The 23,348-nt window shown below is 59.6% G+C and carries 24 protein-coding genes and 1 pseudogene; 16 read left to right on the top strand and 9 right to left on the bottom strand.

Going from position 1 to position 23,348, the window contains the following annotated elements; all coding sequences use genetic code 11:
* The first annotated feature begins 170 nt into the window (after positions 1-170).
* Together L6D82_RS28150 and L6D82_RS28145 are read left to right on the top strand one after the other, a co-directional pair.
* Positions 171-740: a hypothetical protein gene (locus L6D82_RS28150; protein WP_129972859.1), complete on the top strand. Its 570-nt coding sequence runs from the start codon at positions 171-173 to the stop codon at positions 738-740.
* Positions 741-1,284: 544 nt separating this feature from the next.
* A complete protein-coding gene (locus L6D82_RS28145; RefSeq protein WP_236192113.1) occupies positions 1,285-1,992 on the top strand; it encodes an NYN domain-containing protein in 708 nt (235 codons plus the stop codon).
* Between the two features lie 154 nt (positions 1,993-2,146).
* Here L6D82_RS28145 and L6D82_RS28140 read toward each other — a convergent pair whose 3' ends face one another.
* Complete coding sequence (locus tag L6D82_RS28140) at positions 2,147-2,437, bottom strand: DUF3077 domain-containing protein (RefSeq protein ID WP_129972857.1); 291 nt, start codon at positions 2,435-2,437, stop codon at positions 2,147-2,149.
* A gap of 485 nt (positions 2,438-2,922) precedes the next feature.
* Between L6D82_RS28140 and L6D82_RS28135 the strand changes: the two are divergent.
* Positions 2,923-3,123, top strand: a pseudogene (locus tag L6D82_RS28135) (type II toxin-antitoxin system HicB family antitoxin); the annotation flags it as partial.
* Between the two features lie 62 nt (positions 3,124-3,185).
* Here L6D82_RS28135 and L6D82_RS28130 read toward each other — a convergent pair.
* Positions 3,186-4,082: a DUF2950 domain-containing protein gene (locus tag L6D82_RS28130; protein WP_085747217.1), complete on the bottom strand. Its 897-nt coding sequence runs from the start codon at positions 4,080-4,082 to the stop codon at positions 3,186-3,188.
* Positions 4,079-5,479, bottom strand: a complete 1,401-nt coding sequence (locus L6D82_RS28125; protein WP_236192112.1) for a DUF3300 domain-containing protein — start codon at positions 5,477-5,479, stop codon at positions 4,079-4,081. Before L6D82_RS28125 ends, L6D82_RS28130 begins: the two co-directional genes overlap by 4 nt.
* Positions 5,480-5,736: 257 nt before the next feature.
* On the opposite strand from L6D82_RS28125, the gene ppk2 reads away from it, so the two are divergent.
* A complete protein-coding gene (gene ppk2 / locus L6D82_RS28120) occupies positions 5,737-6,561 on the top strand; it encodes a polyphosphate kinase 2 (RefSeq protein WP_236192111.1) in 825 nt (274 codons plus the stop codon).
* Between the two features lie 59 nt (positions 6,562-6,620).
* On the opposite strand, the gene L6D82_RS28115 is transcribed toward ppk2, so the two are convergent.
* Complete coding sequence (locus L6D82_RS28115; protein WP_011332915.1) at positions 6,621-6,812, bottom strand: YegP family protein; 192 nt, start codon at positions 6,810-6,812, stop codon at positions 6,621-6,623.
* A 277-nt stretch (positions 6,813-7,089) separates the two neighbouring features.
* On the opposite strand from L6D82_RS28115, the gene L6D82_RS28110 reads away from it, so the two are divergent.
* The 6 genes from L6D82_RS28110 to L6D82_RS28085 all read left to right on the top strand — a co-directional run bounded on the left by L6D82_RS28110 (position 7,090) and on the right by L6D82_RS28085 (position 12,671).
* Positions 7,090-8,058 (top strand): glycosyltransferase family 2 protein, encoded by a 969-nt coding sequence (locus L6D82_RS28110; RefSeq protein ID WP_236192110.1) that lies wholly within the window; start codon positions 7,090-7,092, stop codon positions 8,056-8,058.
* 3 nt (positions 8,059-8,061) lie between these two features.
* Complete coding sequence (locus tag L6D82_RS28105) at positions 8,062-8,772, top strand: class I SAM-dependent methyltransferase (RefSeq protein ID WP_102717522.1); 711 nt, start codon at positions 8,062-8,064, stop codon at positions 8,770-8,772.
* A complete protein-coding gene (locus tag L6D82_RS28100) occupies positions 8,769-9,155 on the top strand; it encodes a GtrA family protein (protein ID WP_085747212.1) in 387 nt (128 codons plus the stop codon). The genes L6D82_RS28105 and L6D82_RS28100 overlap by 4 nt, the downstream gene beginning before the upstream one ends.
* The gene (locus tag L6D82_RS28095; protein ID WP_236192109.1) at positions 9,152-11,248 is read left to right on the top strand and encodes a DUF6311 domain-containing protein; all 2,097 of its coding nucleotides are present in this window, start codon (positions 9,152-9,154) and stop codon (positions 11,246-11,248) included. Before L6D82_RS28100 ends, L6D82_RS28095 begins: the two co-directional genes overlap by 4 nt.
* 73 nt (positions 11,249-11,321) lie before the next feature.
* On the top strand, positions 11,322-12,248 hold the full coding sequence (locus tag L6D82_RS28090) for a LysR substrate-binding domain-containing protein (protein WP_045121852.1): 927 nt from the start codon (positions 11,322-11,324) through the stop codon (positions 12,246-12,248).
* 57 nt (positions 12,249-12,305) lie between these two features.
* The gene (locus L6D82_RS28085) at positions 12,306-12,671 is read left to right on the top strand and encodes a 5-carboxymethyl-2-hydroxymuconate Delta-isomerase (protein WP_085683117.1); all 366 of its coding nucleotides are present in this window, start codon (positions 12,306-12,308) and stop codon (positions 12,669-12,671) included.
* Positions 12,672-12,674: 3 nt separating this feature from the next.
* Here L6D82_RS28085 and L6D82_RS28080 read toward each other — a convergent pair whose 3' ends face one another.
* Both L6D82_RS28080 and L6D82_RS28075 read right to left on the bottom strand, forming a co-directional pair.
* Positions 12,675-13,610, bottom strand: a complete 936-nt coding sequence (locus tag L6D82_RS28080) for a LysR family transcriptional regulator (protein ID WP_236192108.1) — start codon at positions 13,608-13,610, stop codon at positions 12,675-12,677.
* 209 nt (positions 13,611-13,819) lie between these two features.
* A complete protein-coding gene (locus tag L6D82_RS28075; RefSeq protein ID WP_102685975.1) occupies positions 13,820-15,004 on the bottom strand; it encodes a cyanate transporter in 1,185 nt (394 codons plus the stop codon).
* Between the two features lie 297 nt (positions 15,005-15,301).
* Here L6D82_RS28075 and L6D82_RS28070 point away from each other — a divergent pair, with 297 nt between their 5' ends.
* From L6D82_RS28070 to L6D82_RS28055, 4 genes are all read left to right on the top strand, one after another.
* Complete coding sequence (locus tag L6D82_RS28070; protein WP_102717525.1) at positions 15,302-16,951, top strand: phosphoethanolamine transferase; 1,650 nt, start codon at positions 15,302-15,304, stop codon at positions 16,949-16,951.
* Between the two features lie 130 nt (positions 16,952-17,081).
* On the top strand, positions 17,082-18,215 hold the full coding sequence (rnd, locus tag L6D82_RS28065; RefSeq protein ID WP_007958043.1) for a ribonuclease D: 1,134 nt from the start codon (positions 17,082-17,084) through the stop codon (positions 18,213-18,215).
* Entirely contained in the window at positions 18,212-18,505 is a 294-nt protein-coding gene (locus L6D82_RS28060) for a YcgL domain-containing protein (RefSeq protein ID WP_102717526.1), read from the top strand. Before rnd ends, L6D82_RS28060 begins: the two co-directional genes overlap by 4 nt.
* 106 nt (positions 18,506-18,611) lie before the next feature.
* A complete protein-coding gene (locus tag L6D82_RS28055; RefSeq protein ID WP_007958054.1) occupies positions 18,612-19,544 on the top strand; it encodes a D-2-hydroxyacid dehydrogenase in 933 nt (310 codons plus the stop codon).
* A 128-nt stretch (positions 19,545-19,672) separates the two neighbouring features.
* On the opposite strand, the gene L6D82_RS28050 is transcribed toward L6D82_RS28055, so the two are convergent.
* A complete protein-coding gene (locus L6D82_RS28050) occupies positions 19,673-20,266 on the bottom strand; it encodes a nitroreductase family protein (RefSeq protein ID WP_102717527.1) in 594 nt (197 codons plus the stop codon).
* Between the two features lie 279 nt (positions 20,267-20,545).
* On the opposite strand from L6D82_RS28050, the gene L6D82_RS28045 reads away from it, so the two are divergent.
* Positions 20,546-20,995, top strand: coding sequence for a YcgN family cysteine cluster protein (locus L6D82_RS28045; protein WP_236192107.1), 450 nt, complete (start codon positions 20,546-20,548; stop codon positions 20,993-20,995).
* A 20-nt stretch (positions 20,996-21,015) separates the two neighbouring features.
* A complete protein-coding gene (locus tag L6D82_RS28040; RefSeq protein WP_236192106.1) occupies positions 21,016-22,245 on the top strand; it encodes a hypothetical protein in 1,230 nt (409 codons plus the stop codon).
* 127 nt (positions 22,246-22,372) lie between these two features.
* Here the strand turns inward: L6D82_RS28040 and L6D82_RS28035 are convergent, their stop codons facing one another.
* Together L6D82_RS28035 and L6D82_RS28030 are read right to left on the bottom strand one after the other, a co-directional pair.
* Complete coding sequence (locus L6D82_RS28035) at positions 22,373-22,750, bottom strand: YgaP family membrane protein (RefSeq protein ID WP_134022975.1); 378 nt, start codon at positions 22,748-22,750, stop codon at positions 22,373-22,375.
* Between the two features lie 81 nt (positions 22,751-22,831).
* Positions 22,832-23,302 carry an RNA methyltransferase gene (locus L6D82_RS28030; protein ID WP_007958066.1) on the bottom strand — a complete coding sequence of 157 codons (471 nt, stop codon included), beginning with the start codon at positions 23,300-23,302 and terminating at the stop codon, positions 22,832-22,834.
* Between the last annotated feature and the right edge of the window lie 46 nt (positions 23,303-23,348).

The following is a 23,348-nucleotide window of genomic DNA, read 5'->3' as shown; positions in this document are numbered from 1 at the left end:
GATGAGTCACAATTACTCGGCCCGTTGGAGCAGTTATGGAAAATTAGCTGTAGCTAATCGAATGTTTGTTTTCGACTAGAAGCGAAGTGTCGAGATGAGAGCTGAGAGCGGCAAACGACGCTGATTTTTTCGGGTAACATTACCGTTTATCTCTTGCTCGAGGAATGAGCTTGCCAGCATTTCACGTGGACTCCATCCAACATTGGGAGCCCTTCGAGCATGATGGGGTGTCATATGACCTGGGCCATTTAGATAGCCATGAAGTCCTTTTCCAAAAGGAGGAGGGTAGGGAGGCAATCCGCTTCGTGGTCACCTATGGTTTGCACTGTTTCACCAAAAACGACACCGAGCATAATATTCCACTCGAATACCCCGATGGTCGCGAAAGTCAGTTGGTCTGCCTTGAGCGCTATGAAGCTTCGAAGCAGCTGAGGGGGATGTTAGAAAAACTTGCGGGCGCCACGGTCTACCAGACCCAAGGCGAAAGCTTTTTCACTTTGGACGTGATGAATAATGCGAGCGGTGAAGTGGAGCCATTCAAAATTTGCATGGCTATCTTTCGTGAGCATCGGGTGTTGCGTATACATGTGACCAGCGCGTTCTTTGTGCGGATGGGTGAAGGTTCGCCCGGTGTACCGGTCAGGAAGAAGGGCTTCAGTATTTTTAAAGTGGCTGCTGACACAAGAGCTAAGCCGAAAGGGCAATGTCCGAAAGAAGTCCGGAACAGACGCAAGGCATAAAATGGGGCATCCAGAAACGGCGAATCCCTCTCTAGGAGGGATTCTCAGCCGTCGATGTGCATGCATCTCGACGGGGCAGGTCGTTCTTGCGTCGCGCTCGGCGAACTGGTTTCCCAGTAACGGGGTGCGATCCTTTCGGATCCCTGTAACCACCCTGTGGTACACGACTAAGTCGCAAGCTAATGATAGAGAATCCATCATAACTATGTCAACAAAGCCGAATAACTGACCGAAGTCCTGAAGAGAATTGCACTCCCGAAAGCGCTGATTGCCATATGGGAGGCATCATGAATGCGAATTGATGGCAGCAGCCAAAATAATGGCGTAAGATTAATTTAGAATGGGTATTGACAATAAATTGGCTCTAGGTACGCTGAGGCAACCGCCGCATCGCGGCGGTTGCCTCAGCGTACCTAGAGCGAAAAGCAGTTGACGTATCTGTCAACTCGACCTATTCTCCGCGCATCCCGCCCAAGGCTGTAAGCCGTCCAAACCATCCAGGACGTGCCGAACCCTTGGGCGTTTTGCTATCTGGAGGAAAGTCATGCCCACAGCGGTTTTGGTTGACGGCGCCTACTTCATAAAGCGTTTTCGAAGGATCGAGCCTCAAAATGCTTACAATGCGGAACGAGCCGCAGATCTTGTTCATCGATGGGCTACAGCCCATTTAAGCAAAATGATACCCCGCCTAAACGGCCAAGCCCACGATCAACAGCAGCGCCATAGAAGAGAGCTTTATCGCATTTTTTTCTATGACTGCCCTCCGTTAGATACCAAACAACACAATCCGATTTCTAAGAAAGCTGTCGACTTCTCTAAGTCAAAGGAAGCTTTGTTCCGAAAGGAATTACACTCCCGACTTCGGAGTAAGCGTAAGGTCGCGTTACGACTTGGTCACCTTTCGAAGGACGTCAAATGGACGATAAAGCCTGCGAAAATTGCAGGTCTTTTGAAGGGTGTAATTCAGATAGCTGATCTGACTGAAAATGATGTCAGTATGGATACGCGACAAAAAGGCGTTGATATGAGGATCGGGGTTGATGTCGCGTCCTTATCGTTCAAAAAACAGGTGGACCAAATAGTTCTTTTTGCTGGCGACGCAGACTTCGTTCCCGCTGCAAAAATGGCTCGCCGTGAGGGTATAGATTTTATTCTCGATCCAATGTGGCAAAGTATTCCAGATGGGCTGATGGAGCATATCGACGGACTGCGTTCTACCTGCCCTAAGCCACCTCGAATGAATGGTGAGTAAGTTTTGCATGCCGGGGTTTGGGCAGATTTATTATGACTCTGGCGCCAAGGATGGTTTCCTTCTCTTTCCATGTCATTGCTATTGAAAGCCCCGTAGCTGAGCCGCAGCGGGGCTTTTTCGTTTTTTGCTGGATGATTGATCAGTGAAGTAATCGTTATTTTTCTCTGCTCAGCGTTCTGGCTGGGCTCGGCGAAACCACCTTCATCACATCATCAATAACCGCCTTCCCCATCTCCGTCAGGAAATGCGCAGCCCAGGCATATCGATCGGTTTCTCGAATAAACGCTGCATCCTCTGCAAGCGCCTTGGCAAGGGCCAACAGGTCGGAGGCTTGTGACAACGCTTCGCTAATGGGGACGCCAGCGCTAACGCTGAATAGTGGATTGTCCGAGCAGTAGAGAAACGGTGTGGAGCCGACGGTTTTTTCTTCTGCTTTGTCAGTCATTCTTCACCTCCGTATGCGCTCGACATGAAGAGAGGTAAAGCGGGGAGGGGAGGCTTTCGTAATCGGTTGCTGGTGTGCATTTTTCAATTCCCTTGATTTTTGAGCTGCCGCATCCGATACCAAGCGAATGGGGTGGCAGCTATGCGCGGGTTGGTAAACCGGGGAATCAAGGAAACCGGCACGGCCGAAGCCGTCCCACGCACAGCCGCCATAAAACAGAATTACAGACGAACATCGGCCGTAATTGTATGGGGACGCTGGTGCGCCTTATTCCGTCGGGTTACCAAGCCCGGCCGCTGAATGTGCAGCGACGTCTTGAGAATATCCCGCCGAAAGAAAGGCCAACAAGGCAGCAACCGGCCGTAATGCACAGCTACAGCCCATTCACACGCAACTCGCGGATTCTGCCTACAAGCTCGTTTTGAGTCACCTGATTATTCTTGTCGGCGTGATGCTCAAACCCGATAGCGACGAGGAAGTACCCTATGAACGTGATGGGCTACAACGGCTTCAGCGCCCGCGTTGAGTACAGCGACGAGGATGGTCTGTTTATCGGTCATATCGCGGGAATAAGGGATGTCGTGGGGTTTCATGGCGAGTCGATCAACGAACTCCGCAAGTCATTTGAAGAAGCCGTCACAGACTATCTGGAAACCTGCGCCCGACTTGGGGCGAATAAACGAAAGCCCCGTAGATGAAAAGCTGCGGGGCTTTTTCGTTTCCGATCCAACGCAATTCGCTACCCCAACTACTTCTGCCCCAAATCCACCACCTCCCAACTATCATCCGGATCAAACCGCTTCATCGCCTTCGCCACTTTCTCCCCATCCGGCCCGAGGTCCTTCTGAAACACCTGGCCCTCATGGCTGATCATGAAGCTCATCACCCCGGTGTCGGCATACTTCGCAGGCCAGGCGATCAAGGCGAATCCGCGGCTCATCTTGTCTCCAATCAGATAGCTATAGGCGCCGCCCGGGGCTGACGGGCCTTGGGCGTCGAGGATGCGGAAGTGGTAGCCGTGCCAGTCTTCGTCGTTGATGGCCTGGCCAAAGGCAGGGCCGAGGGGGCTGATCTGGTTGGTGTCGTCTTCTGGCCAATAGAGGCCGTCGTGTTTGCCGGGGGAGCTGAAGATTTTCTGTGCGTATTCGAGGGCGCCGTCGCCGTCGCGGTCTTCCGAGGCGTAGTCCATTTGCGCATCGTGGTAGGCCAGCGCCGATTGCACTGCCGCCAGTTCGTTGCGGCCGATGCGGCGGGCACGGATTTCGGCCTTTGCGGCGTTCATGTCGAAGCGCCAGCCGGTTTTGTCTTTGATGAGCGGGATGGGCAGCGTCCAGTGATCGGGCCCGACGGAGAGCACGGCCTTGCTGTCGCCGGTCTTTTCCAGCGTGTGCTGTTCGCGGTATTGCTGCAGGAAGGCATCGACATCGCTGCGCTGCACGCCTTCACGGGGAATGAAGCTGTGCCATTCCTCGCCCAGCAGTTCGGTCAGGCGTTTTTGGTCGGCGTGTTGCGTACCGAGGGCTTCGACGAAGGCGTCAGCGGCTTTTTCCGGGGTTGGAAATACTTGCTGGGCCGAGACGAAGGTCGAGAATGCGAGGCCGGCAGCGAGGGTCAGGCAGCTCCTGACCAGAGAATGAATGTTCATCGGCGGCCACCTCCTCTCTGGCGCATGCCTCCGCCGGACGGCCGGCTGATCTGATGTCCGGCGGCGCGGGAGGTGTTGGGACGTTGCGCAGAAATCTGGCTGGCCCGGCCGCGATCAGCCTGCACTCGGGTCTGTGACGGAGCGCGCGCACCGGCAAAGGCGTTGTTTCGCGCACTGCCCGCGGCGGGTCGGGCCTGAGACGCACGGTTGTCACGTTGATTAACGCCCGGCTGGCGCGCCTCCCGCGTGTTGGCTTGAGCGCGGTCGGCGGCTCTGGGTCTGTCCGCACCACCTTGCAGGCGGTTGCCGACATTGGCGGATTGCGCTTCGCGGACTTGATTGCGGGCTTCCCGATTGCTGGTGGCGGGGCGTTCAAAACCGGCTCTGTCCATCGAACTGCGCGCCCGTTCCCGAGCCTGCGCCCGCTGCGCGTTGTCGCCGCGATAGGCGTCACGCTGAGCCGCACCGTCCAGCTGCCGGCCATACTGGGCGCGGCTGCGGTTGTCACGATAGGGCACGCCATCGCGATGCACGGTGTTGTGCTGCCACTTGTTCTGGTTGTTGGTGATGCGGTTGTTGGCGTTGATGTTGTTGTAACGGTTCACATCGATGTCGATGTCGTTATTGCCCCAGTCGCAGTCGCCCCACAACGACGCGACGACCGCCACGCCCGTACCGAAAGCCAATCCTGCCACCAGTGCCTGACCCGGGTAGTAAGCGGGCGGCGGCGGGTAATACACCGGCGGCGAGGCCGGATAAGGCCAGGTGCCGTAAGTGGTGGTCGGGTTATAGGTCGGGACGTAGACCACCTGCGGATCGGCAGGCTGAATGATGATGGTCGTGTTGTCGGCCGGCTTGGTTGTCCCGGCAGAGATGGGCGGCGTTACGTTCTGCACGGTCACATTCTGATATTGACTGCTCTGCAGATTGCCCGCCGTCTGGGCCTGACGCCGCAAGCGCTGAACGCCGGCCATGAGTTCGTCAGGCTGAGCCAGAAAGGCATCCCCCAGACGTTGCACCCAGACCGGATCCTGCCCCAGTGTCGCCAAAACCTGCGGAAACGCCACCAAGGCCTGCACGCTCGGATCCCACGTCTGGCTGGCTACTTGCTTGACTGCGTCATCGCCCTTGGCGTCCGGATGGGCCTTGGACCAGGCTGCGGCTTCGGCGACTTCTCCCGGATAGGTGGTGGCCATCAGCACTTGAGCGAGCAGTGGATCGGGATACAGCGCAATCGACGCGAGCATCTGGTCGAGCTGCTCCGTGGTAAACACGGCATCTTTGGTCGCAGCGCTGGCAGCCGCCGGGGCCGCAGGCGCATCGGCGGCCTGCAACGAGAGCGGTGCAGTGCTCAAGGCGAGCAGGAGCGACGCGGCACGCAAGAGCGAACTGTGCATGACCTCTTCCCCACATCCAGATGGCAGGTTTGCATCCAGCGAGATATCCACGGCCAACATCGGACGCTGCGCCGTGAAGGAGGATGGTTGGCGATTGGCGTTCCGTCAAAAACTGCACAGGCTTTTTCGAAATAAGCACGTTGTCTGTGACTTACTGCACGTTTCCTTGCGTTTTGCGATAAATGACTAAACTTTCCGGTTCCAGGTCATGCATTGCCAACGAGCCTGGCTGTCGTTCCAACCCGAGAGGCCTGGTCATGGCAAAGGGAAAGAAGAAAGACTCGCCCCGAGAAAAAACTGACGAACATACAAAACTGTCGAACAAGGACTACCTTGCGGAACTGCGCCGCCTGCATGTCGAACTGGTAAAAATGCAGGAGTGGGTGAAGGCCGAAGGCATCAAGATCTGCATCATCTTCGAAGGCCGTGACGGTGCGGGCAAGGGCGGTACCATCAAGGCGCTCACCGAACGGGTCAGCCCGCGGGTCTTTCGCGTCATCGCGTTGCCGGCCCCGACCGATCGAGAGAAGAGCCAGATGTATATGCAGCGTTATCTGCCACATTTGCCGGCGGCCGGTGAAGTGGTGATCTTCGATCGCAGTTGGTACAACCGCGCCGGCGTCGAGCGGGTGATGGGCTTTTGCACGGACAAACAGGTCGACAAGTTTCTCAAGACCGTGCCGCTGGTGGAGCGCGCAGTTGTCGGTTCGGGGGTGATCCTGCTCAAGTACTGGCTGAATGTCAGCCAGGAAGAACAGACCCGGCGCCTGGAGGCGCGCATTGTCGACGGGCGCAAGATCTGGAAGCTGTCGCCGATGGACCTCAAGTCCTACAGTCGCTGGTATGACTACTCCCGGGCACGGGACGACATGATCGAAGCGACCGACACCGATTACGCACCGTGGCTTGTGGCCAATTCGAACGACAAGCGTCGGGCGCGGCTCAATATCATCTCTGACCTGCTCAGTCGCATTCCCTACAAAGAAGTGCCGCGAGAGAAGGTGACATTGCCCAAGCGGCAGAAACCGGGGGGATACAAAGAGTCGGATTATCCCTTCAGGCACATTCCCGAAAGGTTCTGAAGCAACTTCAGAAGTCGCCGGAGCTGCCAACTCAGGCAGCCCGGCGTCCTGGACAGTCCTCAGATCTCCTTGACCGGAGTCTCTCCCTGCACACTCTTGATCAACTCGATCACATGCAGACAATCCGCCTTGTTCACATACGATTCGCCACTGGCGACCGTCTCGTGGTTGCCCGCACGTAGCCGCCAGCGCCATTGGCCCTTGCCGGTGCTCGGGGTGCCTTTGGATTGCCTGTAAATCTCGAAATACATTCAGTTCGCTCCATGCGATTTATGTGCGACAGCCTGTGTGACGCCTCGACGCAAGCCTAGCGGAGCGCGGTTTTTTGGCTATCGTGGATTTGTTTCCAATCGTTCGTGAATGTTTCTGGAAGGCGCGGGCCAGAGCGCAGGGATCGCCCTCCGGATTGGCCGGAACGCCGTCGTTTCACCCTTGCATGACATTTCGGGCTGCTGCTTAATACGGTGCGGCTCATGGCGTCGAACAGCGTTCGGCGACCGACAATCACTATAAAAAAAGAGCAGTCCATTGACCCACTCGAATGGAACGCAGCACGCGGGCCCGGTGAAGTTGTCGCTGGTGGTTCCCGTGTTCAACGAAGAGGACAGCCTCGACGGCTTCCTCCTGCGCATTCGTCAGGTATTCGAGCAAGAGGCGCTAATCAACCTGGAACTGGTGTTCGTCAACGACGGCAGTTCCGATACGACGCTGGAGCGTCTCCTGAACTGCCAGCAGAGCGATTCACGCATCCGCATCGTTGATCTGAGCCGCAATTTCGGCAAGGAAGCGGCGCTGTCCGCCGGTTTGCAGATCGCCACCGGGCAGATCGTGGTGCCGATCGATGTCGATCTGCAGGACCCTCCCGAGGTGATCTTGCAGATGATCGAGCGTTGGCGAGAAGGCTTCGAAGTGGTACTGGGGCATCGTCTCAGCCGGCGCAACGACACCTGGGCCAAGCAGACCTCCGCCAACTGGTTCTACCGCCTGCACAACCGGATTGCCGATCAGCCGTTGCCGGAGAATGTCGGCGATTTTCGCTTGATGGATCGCTGTGTGGTCGATGCATTGCTCACCTTGCCGGAATCGCGGCGTTTCATGAAGGGCCTGTTCGCCTGGGTCGGTTTCCGCACCACGCAAGTCGAATACGAGCGCCCGGAGCGGGCGGCGGGGCAGACCAAGTTCAATGGCTGGCGACTGTGGAATTTTGCGCTGGAAGGCATCACCAGTTTCAGCACCGAACCGCTGCGGATCTGGACATATCTGGGAGCGATGGTGTCGCTGGTGTCGTTCGCCTTTGCCATGTTCATCGTGGTGCGCACGCTACTGTACGGTGTCGATCTGCCGGGTTATGCGTCGCTGATGGTGGCCGTGACATTCCTCGGTGGCCTGCAACTGATCGGCATTGGCGTACTCGGTGAATACCTGGGGCGCACTTACATTGAAGCCAAGCGCCGACCGGTCTTTCTGGTGCGCCGCGTTTACGATCCCAAGGACTGACCGATGGACCTCAAGGAAACCGACATCCTCGGCGACAGCATCGGCGAGCATTGGTATTACTGCTCCAAAGCGGCTGCGACCCGGCGCTTGCTGGGTGAAGCGCCGATCAAGCGAATCCTCGATGTCGGTGCCGGTTCAGGCTTCTTTTCCCACCATTTATTGACCCACACGGCGGCGCGCGAAGCGTGGTGCGTGGACATCAGTTACCCGGCCGACTCGAGCGCCACCACTGCCAGCAAACCCGTGCATTACCGTCGCTCGATCGACAGCGTGGACGCTGATCTGGTGTTACTGATGGATGTGCTGGAACACGTCGATGACGACCTCGGCCTGCTCAAGTCCTACGTCGACAAAGTGCCGTCCGGCAGCCGTTTTTTGATGACCGTGCCGGCGTTCCAGTTCATGTGGAGCGGGCATGATGATTTCCTCGAACACAAGCGCCGCTATACCCTGGGGCAATTCGAGGCTCTGGCGGGTAAGGCCGGATTGGCGGTAGAGCGGGGCGCTTATTACTTCGGAGCGGTGTTCCCGATTGCGCTGGCGTCGCGCCTGATACCCGGCGGCGCTCGGGGTTCGGCACCGCGTTCGCAGCTGAAAAAACATCATCCGCTGGTCAATACGCTGCTGAAAACCCTGTGCAGTCTCGAGCTGCCGTTGATGGGCATGAATCGCCTCGCCGGTTTGAGCGTGTTCGTGCTGGCGCGCAAACCGTGACGGCCGCCGAAAAGTCCCCGTTGATCCAGCGAGGTCTGCGTTTCGCCGTGACCGGTCTGTTCGTCACCGCGCTGCATGCGCTGGTGGCGGTGCTGTTCATCAATTTCGTCAGCCACCAGCCGCCTCTGGCGAACGGCGTGGCCTTTATCGTGGCGACGGTGGTGTCCTATGTGATCAACACCACCTGGAGTTTTTCTGCCCGACTGCACGGCAAAACCCTGCTGCGTTTCATGCTGGTTTCGGCGGGCGGCTTTCTGTTGGCGATGTTCGTGGCCTGGGCGGCGCAGATGGCCGGGCTGCACTATCTCGCCGGAATCGTTGCCGTGGCGCTGACGATTCCGGCATTCACCTTTGTACTGCACAACTTCTGGACGTATCGATGACGGATTCACGGGAGCACCCGGCACTTTCCCTGCTGCCATTGTTCTTGGGTGTTCTGGTGTTTTTTCTGGTGGTCGGACCGCAAGCGCTGAACCCGCAAAACATTGCCTGGCTGGAGCAGGGCGATCCGGCCACGCATTATCTGGGCTGGGCGTTTTTCCGGCATGCGCCCTGGACATTTCCGCTCGGGCTCAATCCGTCTTACGGCCTGGAACTGGGCAGCGCAATCATTTTTTCCGACTCCAACCCACTGCTGGCGCTGTTGTTCAAGCCGTTCAGTGGCTGGTTGCCGGAGACCTTCCAGTATTTTGGTTTGTGGCTGCTGACCTGTTGTGTCCTGCAAGCCTGGTTTGGCTGGAAACTGCTGGGGCTGATGACGCCCCATCCCGTGATTCGCCTTCTGGGCGCAGAGTTGCTGGCGTTCTCGCCGGTGATGTTTTTTCGCCTGGTGGGGCACCTTTCCCTGGCGGGGCATTTCCTGATTCTGGCGGCGCTGTACCTTGCGTTGCTGACGGATCTGCAACGTCGTCGCCTGGCGTGGGGCACGTTGCTGGCGGTGACGGCCTGGGTGCACGCCTACCTGCTGGCCATGGTTGCACTGATCTGGCTGGCGGACCTGCTGGGCAAGACATTCGGTCGGTCATTGACCCGGGGGCAAGGGCTGATCGAGGGCGGCGTGCTTTTCGCCATGGTGAGTGTGTGCTGCTGGCAGGCCGGTTATTTCAGCATTGCCGATGGCGCGGCAGCCAGTGGTTTTGGTTTGTACCGGATGAATCTGCTGGCGCCCGCCGATCCGGCAGGCTGGTCACGTCTCCTTCCCGGTCTGCCGAAAGAGGAGGGGGATTACGAAGGTTTCAACTACTTCGGCCTGGGTGTTCTGTTGCTGGTGCCGCCGGCTTTTTTTGCCGGGCTGCGAAACCGGCGACTCTTGAAGGATGAATTGCGAGCTCGTCCATGGCTGCTGGTGGCCATGCTCGGTTTATGGCTGTTTGCGCTGTCGAACCGAATAGGCATAGGCTCGTTGACGTTCGAGTATCCGCTACCCGATCGAATCATCGCCTTGGCCAGTATTTTTCGCGCCTCGGGTCGGATGTTCTGGCCGGTGTTGTATGCCTGCGTCCTGACCATGATTTTTCTAGTGGTACGCGGTTACCGGCCACGCATCGCCATCGGTTTGCTTGCGGTCGCGCTGTTGATCCAGGTGGCCGACACCCACGGCGGCTGGATGGGCATCAGGCAGGGGAAAATGCTGACCCCGTCATCGTACTGGACCAGTCCGATGACTGATCCCTTCTGGGCCAGTGCTGCTGAGCGTTACGCCAATGTGCGCAGCCTGATGCCGCAGAATCAGAGCGATCGCTGGCAGATGATCGCCGGTTTCGCAGCGACCCACGGGATGAAAACCGATGCGGTGTATCTGGGACGCATGAGCACTTCGGCGCTGGCGCAAGCACAGCAGAAAGCACGCGCGATGCTCGATTCGGGGCAATACGACGCTGACTCTTTGTACCTGCTGGACGACGATGCTCTGGTCGATGCCGCACGGAGCATCAACAGTGAAACCGATCTGCTGACGCGCGTGGACGGGGTGGCGGTGCTGGCGCCGGGCTGGAAGCGCTGCAGTGAGTGCCTGCAGGTGCCCGATGAAGGGCGGCAGATTTTGCTCACACCCCTCACTCGTCCAGGGCAAACACTGACCTTCAATTATCGCAATCGACAACTGGCCAGCGGCTGGTCGAAGCCGGAAAACTGGGGGACTTGGACAGAAGGGCGACAGGCGAAAATCCAATTGCGGGTGCAGCCGCCGGCGCGTTCGATCGTGATCGACGCGCTGGCGTTCATCTCGCCCGGGCACCCCGGCCAGCGATTGATCGTCAGCCTGAATGGCCAACAGGTACTGGATACCCGCTTGATGCAGTTTCAAGGCAATCGCCTGGAAATCCCGATCAGCGCCGCGCTCAGCCAGCGCCTCGGGAACGATGACCGGCTCGATATCGAATTGCACTTGCCGGATGCCGTCAGCCCCCGACAGTTGGGTATCAACGACGATTCGCGGATCATGGGCCTGGGGCTGAAGACGTTGACGGTGCAATGACACGTCGTTTCGATGGACGCCGCCCCCGCGGCCTTTCTACACTGCCGCAATCTGGGGATCGGGGGGGCAATGGATGAACCGCAATGAACTACGCAAGGCCGACATCAACCTGATGGTGGTGTTCGAGACCTTGATGCTCGAACGCAACGTGACCCGGGCCGCCGAGAAGCTGTTTCTCGGCCAGCCGACCATCAGCTCGGCGCTCAACCGACTGCGCACCATGCTTAACGATCCGTTGTTCATCCGCGTCGGCCATCGCATGGAGCCGACCGCCCGCGCCGAAGACATTTATCGCCACCTGAAACCCGCGCTCGACTCGCTGTCGGTGGCGCTCAGCCTGACCCGGGATTTCGATCCCGCCGTCAGCACCATGACCTTTCGTATCGGTCTGTCGGATGACGTCGAATTCGGTCTTTTACCGCCGCTGTTGCGCGCCTTGCGCCAGGAAGCACCGAGCGTGGTATTCGTGGTGCAACACGTCGATTACTGGCGGATTCCCGATCTTCTGGCGGCGGGCGACATCACCGTCGGCATCAGCCAGACCCGCGGCTTGCCGGCCAATGCCAAGCGCAAGCTATTGCGACACATCCAACCGAGCATCCTGCGTGCCGACAAGTCCGACACGCCGCTGACCCTCGATGAATATTGCGCACGACCCCACGTGCTGGTTTCCCACACTGCCAATGTCAGTGGCTACGCCGATGAATGGCTGGCGGACATCGGTCGCACCCGTCAGGTGGTGTTGTCGGTGCCGCAGTACAGTTCGTTGCCGGCGCTGCTGGCCGGCACCGATCTGATCGCCAGCCTGCCGGACTACACCGCCGACGCCATGGCCGCTTCCGGGTTCTTGTTCAAGGAGCCGTTTCCGTTCAAGACCCCGACCCTCGACCTGTCGATGGTCTGGCTCAGCCACGTCGACAGCGACCCGGCCGAGCGCTGGTTGCGTTCGCGGCTGGAGCAGTTCATGAGTGAGCGTCCGGTGATGTCGTCGCTGGCGTGAGTCAGGCGTTGCTGTGTTATATGTACGACCTTTCCGCCGAACCACTGGAGCACCGAGATGCCACACCTGCACCTGGAATACACCGCCAACCTGCCGCAACTGAACGCCGATGTGGCGTTGATCCGGCTCAATAACACGCTGGTGGGTTCCGGTCAGTTCGCGGCGGAATTCGATATCAAGAGCCGTGCGCTCAAGGTTGAAACCTTCAAGGTCGGCACCGCCATGAACGAGCGCGCCTTTGTCGCGGTGAGGCTGGCGCTGCTCAGCGGTCGTTCCCCGGAGATCAAGAAACAACTCTCGCAAAACCTGTTGGCGGTGCTGCAGGACCTGTGCGAATGGCCGGTCGGTGTCGAAGTGCAGTTGAGCGTGGAACTGCTCGATATCGACCGCGAGTCCTACAGCAAAGTCGCCATCGGCGTGTAAGACTCAGGCTGCCTCCAGCTCCGCGCAGGTCTTGATGACCTGCTCGCGCAGCCAGAGGTTGGCGCTGTCCTGATCGACGTTGTGGCTCCACTGCATATCAAGGGTGAAACCCGGCAAGCCGTTCGGCGCCTCGCAGTGATTGAACACGGCGTCGTTGGTCAGCAAACGCTGGATCCGCCGGGGCAGGGTCAGGATGAAATCGGTGCCGGTGATCATCTTCAACGCTGCGCTGTAACTGTTGGAGCGGGCGACGATCTGGCGTTTCTGCGCCTGCCGCGCCAGCCAGCCATCGACCATGTTGGTGGTCGACGTCCACGGCGTCGGGAACACATGCCGGCGTTCGGTGAAGGCTTGCAGGCTCAGGCGCGGCTCCAGCGGCGTGGCGCGTTTGTCGAAGACGCAGACCAGGTCATCTTCCAGCAGCATGCGTGATTTCAGGTCGGCGTGACTGCGATGGAAGTGCGGGCCGAAACAGATCACCAGATCGAGGCTGCCGTCGCGCAATTCTTCGACCGGCACGTCGGTTTCGAACTTGTGCATGTTGACCATCACCGGCAAGTCATCGAAGTCAAAGCGCTTCAACATCCGTGGCAGGATCAGTTGCTCGAAGTATTCCGGGGCGCAGATGTTGAAGGTCACCGGTTGCGCCATCGGGTCGAAGGTCGGAGCGCCGGCGTGGCAGAGGTTGATGCTTTCGAGGATTTTCTGCACATGGCCGTACATGCTGCTGGCCTTGTAGGTCGGGCGCATGCCCGTGCGGGTGTTGACGAACAATTCGTCTTCGAAGCTGGTGCGCAGTTTTTTCAGGCAGTAACTGACGGTGGACTGGCTGACGAACAGCGCCTCCGACACGTCGGTGACGCTGCTTTGCTCATACACGGCGACAAACACCATGAGATCCTGCATGTCGAGCTTTCTAAGCAAGTTACTGTTCAGCATCCGTTCTGTCTCGCTGTGCTCCTTGCGCCGAATCCGCGCAAACGTGTGCGCATGATCGTAACGGAACGATGGTGCCAGGACAAAGCCCTGTAGGACTTTTCACGGTCAGTTGTGGGACAGAAAGTTTTAGTAACACGACGTACACCATCAAACCCGGAAAAGGTGGCCAGAAGCCTTTATCCAGACGGGTCGGCCTGCCATTCGCTTGATCAGCCCATGTGCCGGGCGTAATGCCGTGGGTTGAAGCGCAGCACCATCAGCAGCATGAGCGCCATCACTGCTGTCAGGGACCACCAGGCCCACTCGAAGCTGCCCAGTCGATCTCGAACGATGCCGGCCATGAGTGGCGAGAACCCGGCAATCAGGTAGCCGATCCCTTGTACGAATGCGGTCAATCCGCCGGCACGTTGTGGTTCGTCGAGGTGATCGAGGGACACGATCAGGCTCATCGGGAACAGCCCGCCGATGCCGAGTCCGAGCAGGCAGGGCCACAACAGGCTCAGATGCTGCGGGCTGAGAATCAGGCCAAGGAATCCGGCGATGATCAGGCCGAGCAGGGCGCCAAGCACCAGACGTCGGTCACGGCTGCGATTGGCAATGGCCGGCACCACCAGCCCGGAAATCACCTCCATGGCCGTCAGAAAACCCAGCATCAGGCCGGCGTTTTGTTCGCTCCAGCCCTTTTCCACGTAGTACGGCGCCAGCCAGGCGAGCACGCAGGTGTAGGACGCGGTGCCGAGACCGAAGAAGATCGCGAGCAGCCAGGCGCGGGAATTCGTGAAGAAGGATTCTTTTCTGACGACGGTCCGGATGGTGTCCGGTGAGGTGGCGCGGGTTGTCCACCACACAGGAATGGCGAGCAGTGCCAAAACCGCCCAGACCGCCAGCCCCACCCGCCAGTTGCCGGTCTGCGTCAGCACCCACGGTGCGAACGAAGCGGCCAGCGCCGCGCCGCCCATGATCGAGGTGACGTAAAGGCCCATGCACAGCGCCACATTGTCGGGAAACCGCGATTTGATCAGCGCTGGCATCAAGGCCTGGATCAGTGCAATGCCGATCCCGGCCAGCACGGCGCTGGCGATCAATCCGCCCGCCGAGTCGAGAAACAACCGCGACAGCGTTGCCACGCCAATGATCAGCAACGACAGCAGCACCGTGCGTTGTTCACCAAGGCGCTGGCTGACCGCCATGCCGAAAAACATCGCCAGCCCCATCGCCATCACCGGCAGCAGGGTCAGCAACGCTGCGAGACTGAAACTGAGCGCCATATCGCCGCGAATGGCCGAGAGCAAGGGCCCGACCGCCGCCATCGACGGGCGCAGGTTGAGGGCGACCAGGATGATGCCGAGCATCAGCCAGACAGCGGGGCGGGCAGTGGCGCGAACGTTTTCCATCTTCAGACCTTTGAACCAGAGACGGTCGATTAGGCGGGCAGGCGAGCGGGGCGGCAAATCAGAAAGTCAGGGTCGCTATCGAGAAAATCGATACGGCACCTCGTCGACTGCGACTGAACCACAGCTGAACCATTCTCAAATACACCGAAAGTTTCATGGTTATTTCATGGGCCAACTAATCGTTGGCTTCTTTTTCACAAAAAATTGATGGTTGCCTGCTTAAAGTTTGTGTTGTCTGAGTCAATGAAATTTTCACAATTGACGACGGCACTTCTTTCAAGGAAATAGCCCCTCGCCATGTTCAAGTTAAAAGCCGTGCGCCCGGAATGGGTGACGTTGTTTGCCAGCGCCTTTCTTTTGACCGGATTCAATTTCGTTCTCTGGCAGCACCTGTTCGATATCACCGCTGCGGACGGCAAAGGCATTGCCATGCGCATTGCGTTCTGGGTGATGATCTTCGCGGCGTATAACATCGTTCTGACGTTGCTGGCGTTTCGACCCGTGTTGAAACCCGTGTTGACGTTGTTGTTTATGGTCAGCGCTGGCGTGGCTTATTTCATGAGCCAATACGGTGTAATGATCGATGCCGGCATGTTTCGCAACTTTGCCGAAACCAATGCCACTGAAGTGCGCGATCTGCTGTCTTTGAAGTTGCTGGCTTATATCGTTTTTCTGGGTGTCTTGCCGTCCTGGTTGTTGTGGAAAGTTCCAGTCAACTATCGTCGCTGGCATCGCGAGTTATTAAGCAAAGTTGTGGTGAGTGTCGCGTCGGTCGCGGTCATTGGCGGCGTTGCGCTGGCCAATTATCAAGGGCTGTCGTCGCTGTTTCGCAATCACCACGAAATTCGCTTGATGCTGGTGCCGAGCAACTACATCGGCGCTTCGGCCGGTTATCTGCGTGAACAGGTGGCTTCGGCGCAGCAACCGTTCGTCACGATCGGCGATGACGCCCAGCGCAACGTCGCCGTGCAGAATCATCCGCGCAAATCCCTGACGGTGCTGGTGGTGGGGGAAAGTGCCCGGGCGGAAAACTTCGGCATCCTCGGTTATGGCCGCGACACCACGCCGAAACTGGACAAGGAAGCCGGCCTGATCGCCTTTACCGACGTGCATTCCTGCGGCACGGAAACCGCCGTGTCGGTGCCGTGCATGTTCTCCAACATGGGCCGCAAGGATTACGACGCCAGCAAGGCGAAGAATGAGGAAGGGCTGCTGGACGTGCTCAAACGTGCCGGGATCGACGTGGTCTGGCGCGACAACCAGTCCGGCTGCAAGGGCACCTGCGATCGCGTCACCCTGCAGGATGTCAGCAATCTGAAAGACCCGGCACTGTGCGCCAACAGCGAATGCCGCGACGAAATCCTGTTGCAGGGCCTGCAAAGCTTTATCGATCACCTCGACAAGGACACCGTGCTGGTCCTGCACCAGATGGGCAGCCACGGCCCGGAATACTTCAAGCGCTATCCGAAGGAATACGAGCGCTTCACCCCGGTGTGTGAAAGCAACGCGCTGAACAATTGCAGCCGCGAAAGCATCGTCAACGGCTACGACAACACGCTGGTGTACACCGACCATGTGCTGTCGAGCCTGATCGATGTGCTGCGCAGCAATCAGGACAAGGTCGATACCGCCATGCTGTACCTGTCCGATCACGGCGAATCCCTGGGCGAGTACAACCTGTTCCTCCACGGCACGCCGTACATGCTGGCACCGGAGCAGCAGAAACACGTGGCGATGCTGGCCTGGTTCTCCGACAGCTATCAGAAGTCCTACTCGGTCGACACCCATTGCCTGCAAATGAGCCGCGACAAGCCATTGAGTCAGGACAACCTGTTTCACTCGATGCTCGGTCTGCTGGAAGTGCAGAGCAAGGTCTACCAGCCGGATCTGGACATGTTTGCCGGCTGCCGGGGCGCGGTGATCGACGGGGTGCTGGCCAAGGACTGAGCCGGCAGACTCACTCTGTAAGACTATTCTTTCCCTCAGGCAGGAGATTTCATCAAGCTCTTGCCCTGTAAAGGCGCGGAAAGCGCCGGTGGCGATATATACTGCGCGCCATTCTTGAAGGGAGAGCCGTGTGGCCATCGATATTCACTGGATTCGCGACAACGATAGCCTCGCGCAGTTTTGCGCCGAGTGGCAGCAGCTGCCGTTCGTTGCCCTCGACACCGAATTCATGCGGGTCGACACCTTCTACCCGATTGCCGGCCTGTTGCAGGTCGGCGACGGCAAACGCGCCTACCTGATCGACCCGCTGACCATAAACGCCTGGCAACCCTTGGCCGCGCTGCTGGAAAACCCTGCGGTGCTCAAAGTCCTGCACGCCTGCAGCGAAGACCTCGAAGTCCTGCTGCGCCTGACCGGCAGCCTGCCGGCGCCGCTGTTCGATACCCAACTGGCCGCTGCCTACCTGAACCTCGGGTTCTCGATGGGTTATTCGCGTCTGGTGCAGGAAGTGCTCGGCATCGAACTGCCGAAGGGCGAAACCCGTTCCGACTGGTTGCAGCGTCCGTTGTCCGACACGCAAATCAGCTATGCCGCCGAAGACGCCGTGCATCTGGCGGAGGTTTTCGTACAACTGCGTCCGAAACTGTCCGACGACAAATTCGCCTGGGTGCTGGAGGACGGCGCCGAACTGGTCGCCAACCTGCGCCGCGAAACCGATCCGTACGAGGTGTATCGCGAGGCCAAACTGGCGTGGAAACTGTCCCGCGCCCAACTGGCCGTGCTGCGTGAGCTGTGTGCCTGGCGTGAACGCGAAGCCCGCGCCCGCGACTTGCCGCGCAACCGCATCGTCCGTGAACACTCGCTGTGGCCGCTGGCCCGGACCCAACCGGACAACCTCAGCGCGCTGGGCAAGATCGAAGACATGCACCCGCGTACCGTGCGTCAGGACGGCGAGTTTCTGCTTGATCTGATCAAGCGCTCTGGCAGTGTGGGGCCTGATCAATGGCCGCCAGCCGTGCCGGAGCCGTTGCCGATCGAAGCCGCCGCGCTGATCAAACAGCTGCGGGCGCTCGGTCAGGCCGAAGCTGAACGTCTGGGCATCGCGCCGGAACTGATGCTGCGCAAGAAAACCCTCGAAGCGCTGGTCAAAAGCGGCTTCCCCGAGGGCCCATACCAATTGCCTGATTCGCTGCGTGGCTGGCGCCGCGAATTGATGGGCCAGAAGCTGCTCGACAGCCTGGCCACCGCCGGAGAACAGCCTTGAAACGTATTTGTTCCATTTATCAAAGTTCGAAGAAAAGCGGCATGTACCTGTACGTGCTCAAGAGCGATGCGCTGGAGCGTGTGCCGGAAGGCCTGATGGCGGCGTTCGGTAAGGCGAAGCATTCCTTTGATCTGGTGCTGAGCCCCGAGCGCAAGCTGGCCAGCGAAGACATTGCCGTGGTTCTGGAAAACCTCGAAAAGCAGGGCTATCACCTGCAAATGCCACCGGCCGAGGAAGAGTACATCGAGCACTTGCCCGAAGAGTTGCTGCGACGCAACGACCCGGTCTGATCCGCGAGGCCCTGTCCTGGGCCTCTTGTAACCCCTGGAACGGTTTTTACGGCGACGGCTGCCACGAAGTTGGCGGCCGCCTGCACGGTTTGCGAAAGGTTTGAAGATGCGCGTTCTGATTGCTGAACACGACCACGCGATATACGCCCGACTGCTGCGTCAGGCGGCTCCGGAGCTTGAAGTGCTGACCAGCGGCGACTCCGCCGAACTGGCCCGCCAGGCCGTCGATTGCCCGGTGTGGCTGGGCCAGCCGGATCTGCTGGCGACCCTGTTGCGTCAGGGCCACCAGCCACAATGGCTGCAATCGACCTGGGCCGGCATCACGCCGCTGCTGGCCGACGGCCTGCGCCGGGATTACCGCCTGACCCGGGCGGTCGGCATTTTCGGTCAGGTGATGGCTGAATACGTGCTGACTTACATGCTTGGTCACGAGCGCGAAGTGCTGGCGCGGCTGGTCAGCCAGGTCGAGCGCAAGTGGGACAACCGCACCGGCCAGAGTCTGGTCGGACGCAAGGTGTTGATCGTCGGCACCGGTGACATCGGCCAGAGCGTGGCGCAGTTCCTGCTGCCGTTCGGCGTCGAGTTGTACGGCATCGCCAGCAGCGCCCGCGAGCAGGCGCCGTTTGTCGAAGTCGGTTCGATGGCGGACTTGCCGCGGCTGGTGGGCGAAGCGGATTACGTGGTCAACCTGCTGCCCAACACCGAGCACACCCACGATATCTACGACGCGGCGCTGTTCAAGCAATTCAAGCCGACCGGGTTGTTCATCAACGCCGGGCGCGGTGTCGCGGTGGTCGATGCGGATCTGGTCGAAGCGTTGAAGGAAGGCCATCTGGCCGGCGCGGTGATCGACGTTTGCCGTCAGGAACCGCTGCCGCAACGGCATCCATTCTGGACCGCCTGGGGCTTGCTGCTGACCGGGCACAGCTCGGCGCCGACATCGCCACCGATGATGGTGCAGTTGTTTCTGGATAACTTGCGGGCGTATCAGGCGGGAGAGGCGTTGCGCGGGGAAGTGGATTTCGCACGCGGTTACTGAGCTCTTCAAGATCGTTCCCACGCTCCGCGTGGGAATGCCTCTATGGACGCTCTGCGTCCGCTTTGGGACGCAGAGCGTCCCCGGCTGCATTCCCACGCAGAGCGTGGGAACGATCATGTGGTGAAGCTTTAAAGGGTGAAATCGCCTTCAGCCGCCAGTTCGCTCAGCGGGCGACGCGGGCTCGGCGTTTCCCGTGCTTGCAGGTAATCCGCCAGGGTTGCCTTGTCACCCAGCTTGCCCACCGCAACGGCGGCATGCAGCGCATAACCTTGCGGAATGTTCAGCTCCTTGCGGGTCAGCTCCTGATCGAAGCCCGCCATGCCGTGGGTGTGCCAGCCGCTCAGGCTCGCTTGCAGCGCCAGATGGCCCCACGCGGAGCCGGTGTCGAAGGTGTGCCACAGCGCAGGCGTTTCCTCGGTCGCGCCCGGTGCGGTGAAGGTGGTTTTCGAAATCACGATCACCAGCGCCGACGCGTGCTGGGCCCAGCTGCGGTTGAACTCATTGAGCAGGCCCAGGTAACGCTCCCAGTTCGGCGTGTCGCGACGGGCGTAGAGAAAACGCCACGGCTGCGAGTTGTACGCCGACGGCGCCCAGCGCGCGGCTTCGAAGAAGCTCAGCAGGGTTTCTTCCGGGATCGCTTCGCCGGTGAAGGCGCGGGGCGACCAGCGATCGGTGAACTGCGGGTGAATGGCGTATTCGGCAACGCGAGGGTTGGCACTCATCGAAAGATTCCTTGCTACGTTTGAGGACAGGTTGGAAGCGAAACCCGGCGGGATCAGTTGGGCTGAACGATGGGGTTGTGGCGCAAGCCAGCAGTTCACCGGATGCAACGTGGTCGAGCGTTTATGGCATCCGGCAAAGGCCTGGTGAGACCGGCAAAGCTACTTGGCCGCGCAAAAACTGACAAGCCCCGCACAACCGGCAGTCGCCAGCGCTTGGCCCACGGGGCCTTGGGCACTAGACTGGCGGCCTTTTCACCACCTGATGTTGATGCTTGAGCCATGGCCGCCAAAGTCGAACCGTTCTGGATACGCAAAACCCTCGATCAACTCGATCACGAGGAATGGGAATCGCTGTGCGACGGTTGTGGCCTGTGCTGCCTGCAGAAGCTCGAGGATGAAGAAGACAACAGCGTTTATTACACGCGCATCGCCTGCAAACTGCTGGACCTGAAAACCTGTCAGTGCAGCGATTACCCGAACCGCATGCAGTTTGTCCCGGACTGCATCCAGCTCACCCCGGGCCAGGCTGAAGAATTCAAATGGCTGCCGCCGACCTGCGGTTATCGGTTGGTCAGCGAAGGCAAGGATCTGCCGTTGTGGCATCACTTGGTCTGCGGTGATCGTGACGCGGTGCACCACGAACGGATTTCCCAGTCCGGGCGCATGCTCTCCGAAGGCAGCGTGCCGGAAGACGACTGGGAAGATCACCTGATTTTCCGCGCAGGTTAACGATTGACCAAGGAGCAGGTATGGCGACGGGATTGCGCCGGGCGCTGATCGTCACGTTGCTGGCGCTGAGTGCGCCGGTGTGGGCGGCCAAGAAAGTCGATCTGGATTATCAGGTACGCCTGCTGCCGCAGAGCGATCAGGCCGAAGTGCGCCTGACCCTCGCCAAAGGCGAAGCGGTGCGCAGTCTGGATTTCGATCTGGGCGATGGCAGCCATTACAGCGACTTCAAGGCCGACGGCCAATGGCAACTGACGCCGGGCCAACACGCACGCGGCGTATGGCGCCCGACGGCGGACAAGGCCAGCCTGACCTACCGCGTGCGCATCAGCCACGGCCGCAAGAACGGCAGCTTCGACACGCGCATGACCCCGACCTGGGCGTTGATGCGCGGCGATGAACTGGTGCCGCCGGCCAGGCTCGATCAGCAGGACGGCATAGAGCTTGTCGCGCGCCTGCGCTTCGAATTGCCCGACGGCTGGAAAAGCGTCGAAACCGCCTGGCCGCGCATCGGCAAGAACAAATTCCGCATCGACAATCCGTCCCGCCTGTTCGACCGCCCGACCGGCTGGATGCTCGCCGGCCACCTTGGCAGCCGCCGCACCCGACTGGGGGAAACCGAAGTCACCGTGGCCTCGCCGCAAGGGCAGGGCATGCGCCGGATGGACGTGCTGACGCTGCTGACGTTCGTCTGGCCGCAGGTGCAAGCGGTGTTTCCGCGCCACCCGAGCAAACTGCTGATCGTCGGCGCCAATGACCCGATGTGGCGCGGCAGCCTGGCGGCGCGGGAGTCGATCTACCTCAACACGCGCTTGCCGCTGGTCAGCGAAAGCGGCAGCAGTGTTTTGGTGCGCGAGTTGGCGCAGGTGTTCGGACGGATCAACGACGAACAGCGCAGTGACTGGATCAGCGAGGGTTTTGCCGAGTATTACGCCATCGAACTGGTACGCCGTGCCGGGGGCATGAGCGACGAGCGTTATCAGGCGTTGCAGGCGAAACTGGTCAAGGACAGCCAGAAAGTCACGACCCTGCGCGGCGAGCAGATCAGCCCGGCGCAGCTGTCGAAAGCGGTGCTGTTGTTACAGGAGCTGGACGGCGAGATTCGCCTGAAGACCCGCAACAAGCGCTCGCTGGATGACGTGCTGCGCGGGGCGATGCACCTGGGGACGGTGGATACCAAAGAGTTCGTCCAACTCGCCGAAAGCATTCTCGGCGAGTCGTCCAAAGTCCTTGATACCGGGTTACTGCAGTAATACCGCCATCGCTGGCAAGCCAGCTCCCACAGGTTTGTGCGGTGACCACCGATTGGTCTCCAGCTCAAAACATTGTGGGAGCTGGCTTGCCAGCGATGAGGCCATCAGCCTCAAGGCAAATCCAGAATCAAACCCCGGCTTTCGGCGATTTCACCGAGTCGTTGCCGGTCACGGTGGCGGTGTTGGTCGCCGCCTCGGCATTGGCCTTGAGCTTGCTCAGTTCTTCACCAGCTCGCTCGATCTTTGCCCGCACGTTGTTCATGTCCTGACGGCTTTTCTCCAGCAGGCTTTTCACCGAACTGTGGCCGGTGATGCCGCGGGCCATGGCCACGCCGCCAATCGCCACCTGAATCAGCCCGAATACACCGCCACGGCGCAGGCCCTTGCCGACCATGATCACGCCGCCGGCCAGCGAGCCGATGCGCTCCCAGCCTTCGACGTTCTGCTCGGAACGGCTCTGGAACGGGGTGGATTCGATACGCTCGACGCGTTTGAGCTCGGTCATGATCTTTCTCCAGGCAATGAGTAATCGATAAACAAGCTGACTGCGCAGGCGGTCAGCTCGTTCCATCTAATGTGCGGCGTTTCAGCGGAATTTCGGCCCGGAGCGGGTGTTCAGGCCTTTGGCCATGCGGTCGTAGAGCACGACGTTGACCGTGGCGGCGAGGTTCATGCAGCCAGTGGTCGGGATGTACACGACGTCTTCGCACCAGTCGCGGATCTCTTGATCCAGCGAACCGTCTTCGGGGCCGAAGATGTACAGGGCGCGATCCGGGTGGGTGTATTCCGGCAGCGGGCGGGCGCCGTCGACCAGTTCCACGGCGACCGGGACGCAGTTGAGCGGCAGGATCTTTTTCAGGTCGTCGATGCCGATCAGCGGGATGTCGTAGTGCACGCGCTTGGTGTCGGTGACGAAGTCGGCGGCGCGCTCATAGCGCTTGCCGGTGTAGAACACGGTCGATACGCCGTAGCAGCCTGCGGCGCGCATCACCGAACCGACGTTTTCCGGTGATTTGGGGTTATACAAACCAATGCAGCTGTACCGTTTGTCTGCCACGAGCGGGGTGCCTTCGGGAAAAAAAGAGGGCGATTATACGGGGATT

It is taken from the genome of Pseudomonas paraglycinae, from assembly GCF_021601625.1.
GTDB lineage: Bacteria > Pseudomonadota > Gammaproteobacteria > Pseudomonadales > Pseudomonadaceae > Aquipseudomonas > Aquipseudomonas paraglycinae.
This window is presented reverse-complemented; position numbering and strand designations above follow the sequence as displayed.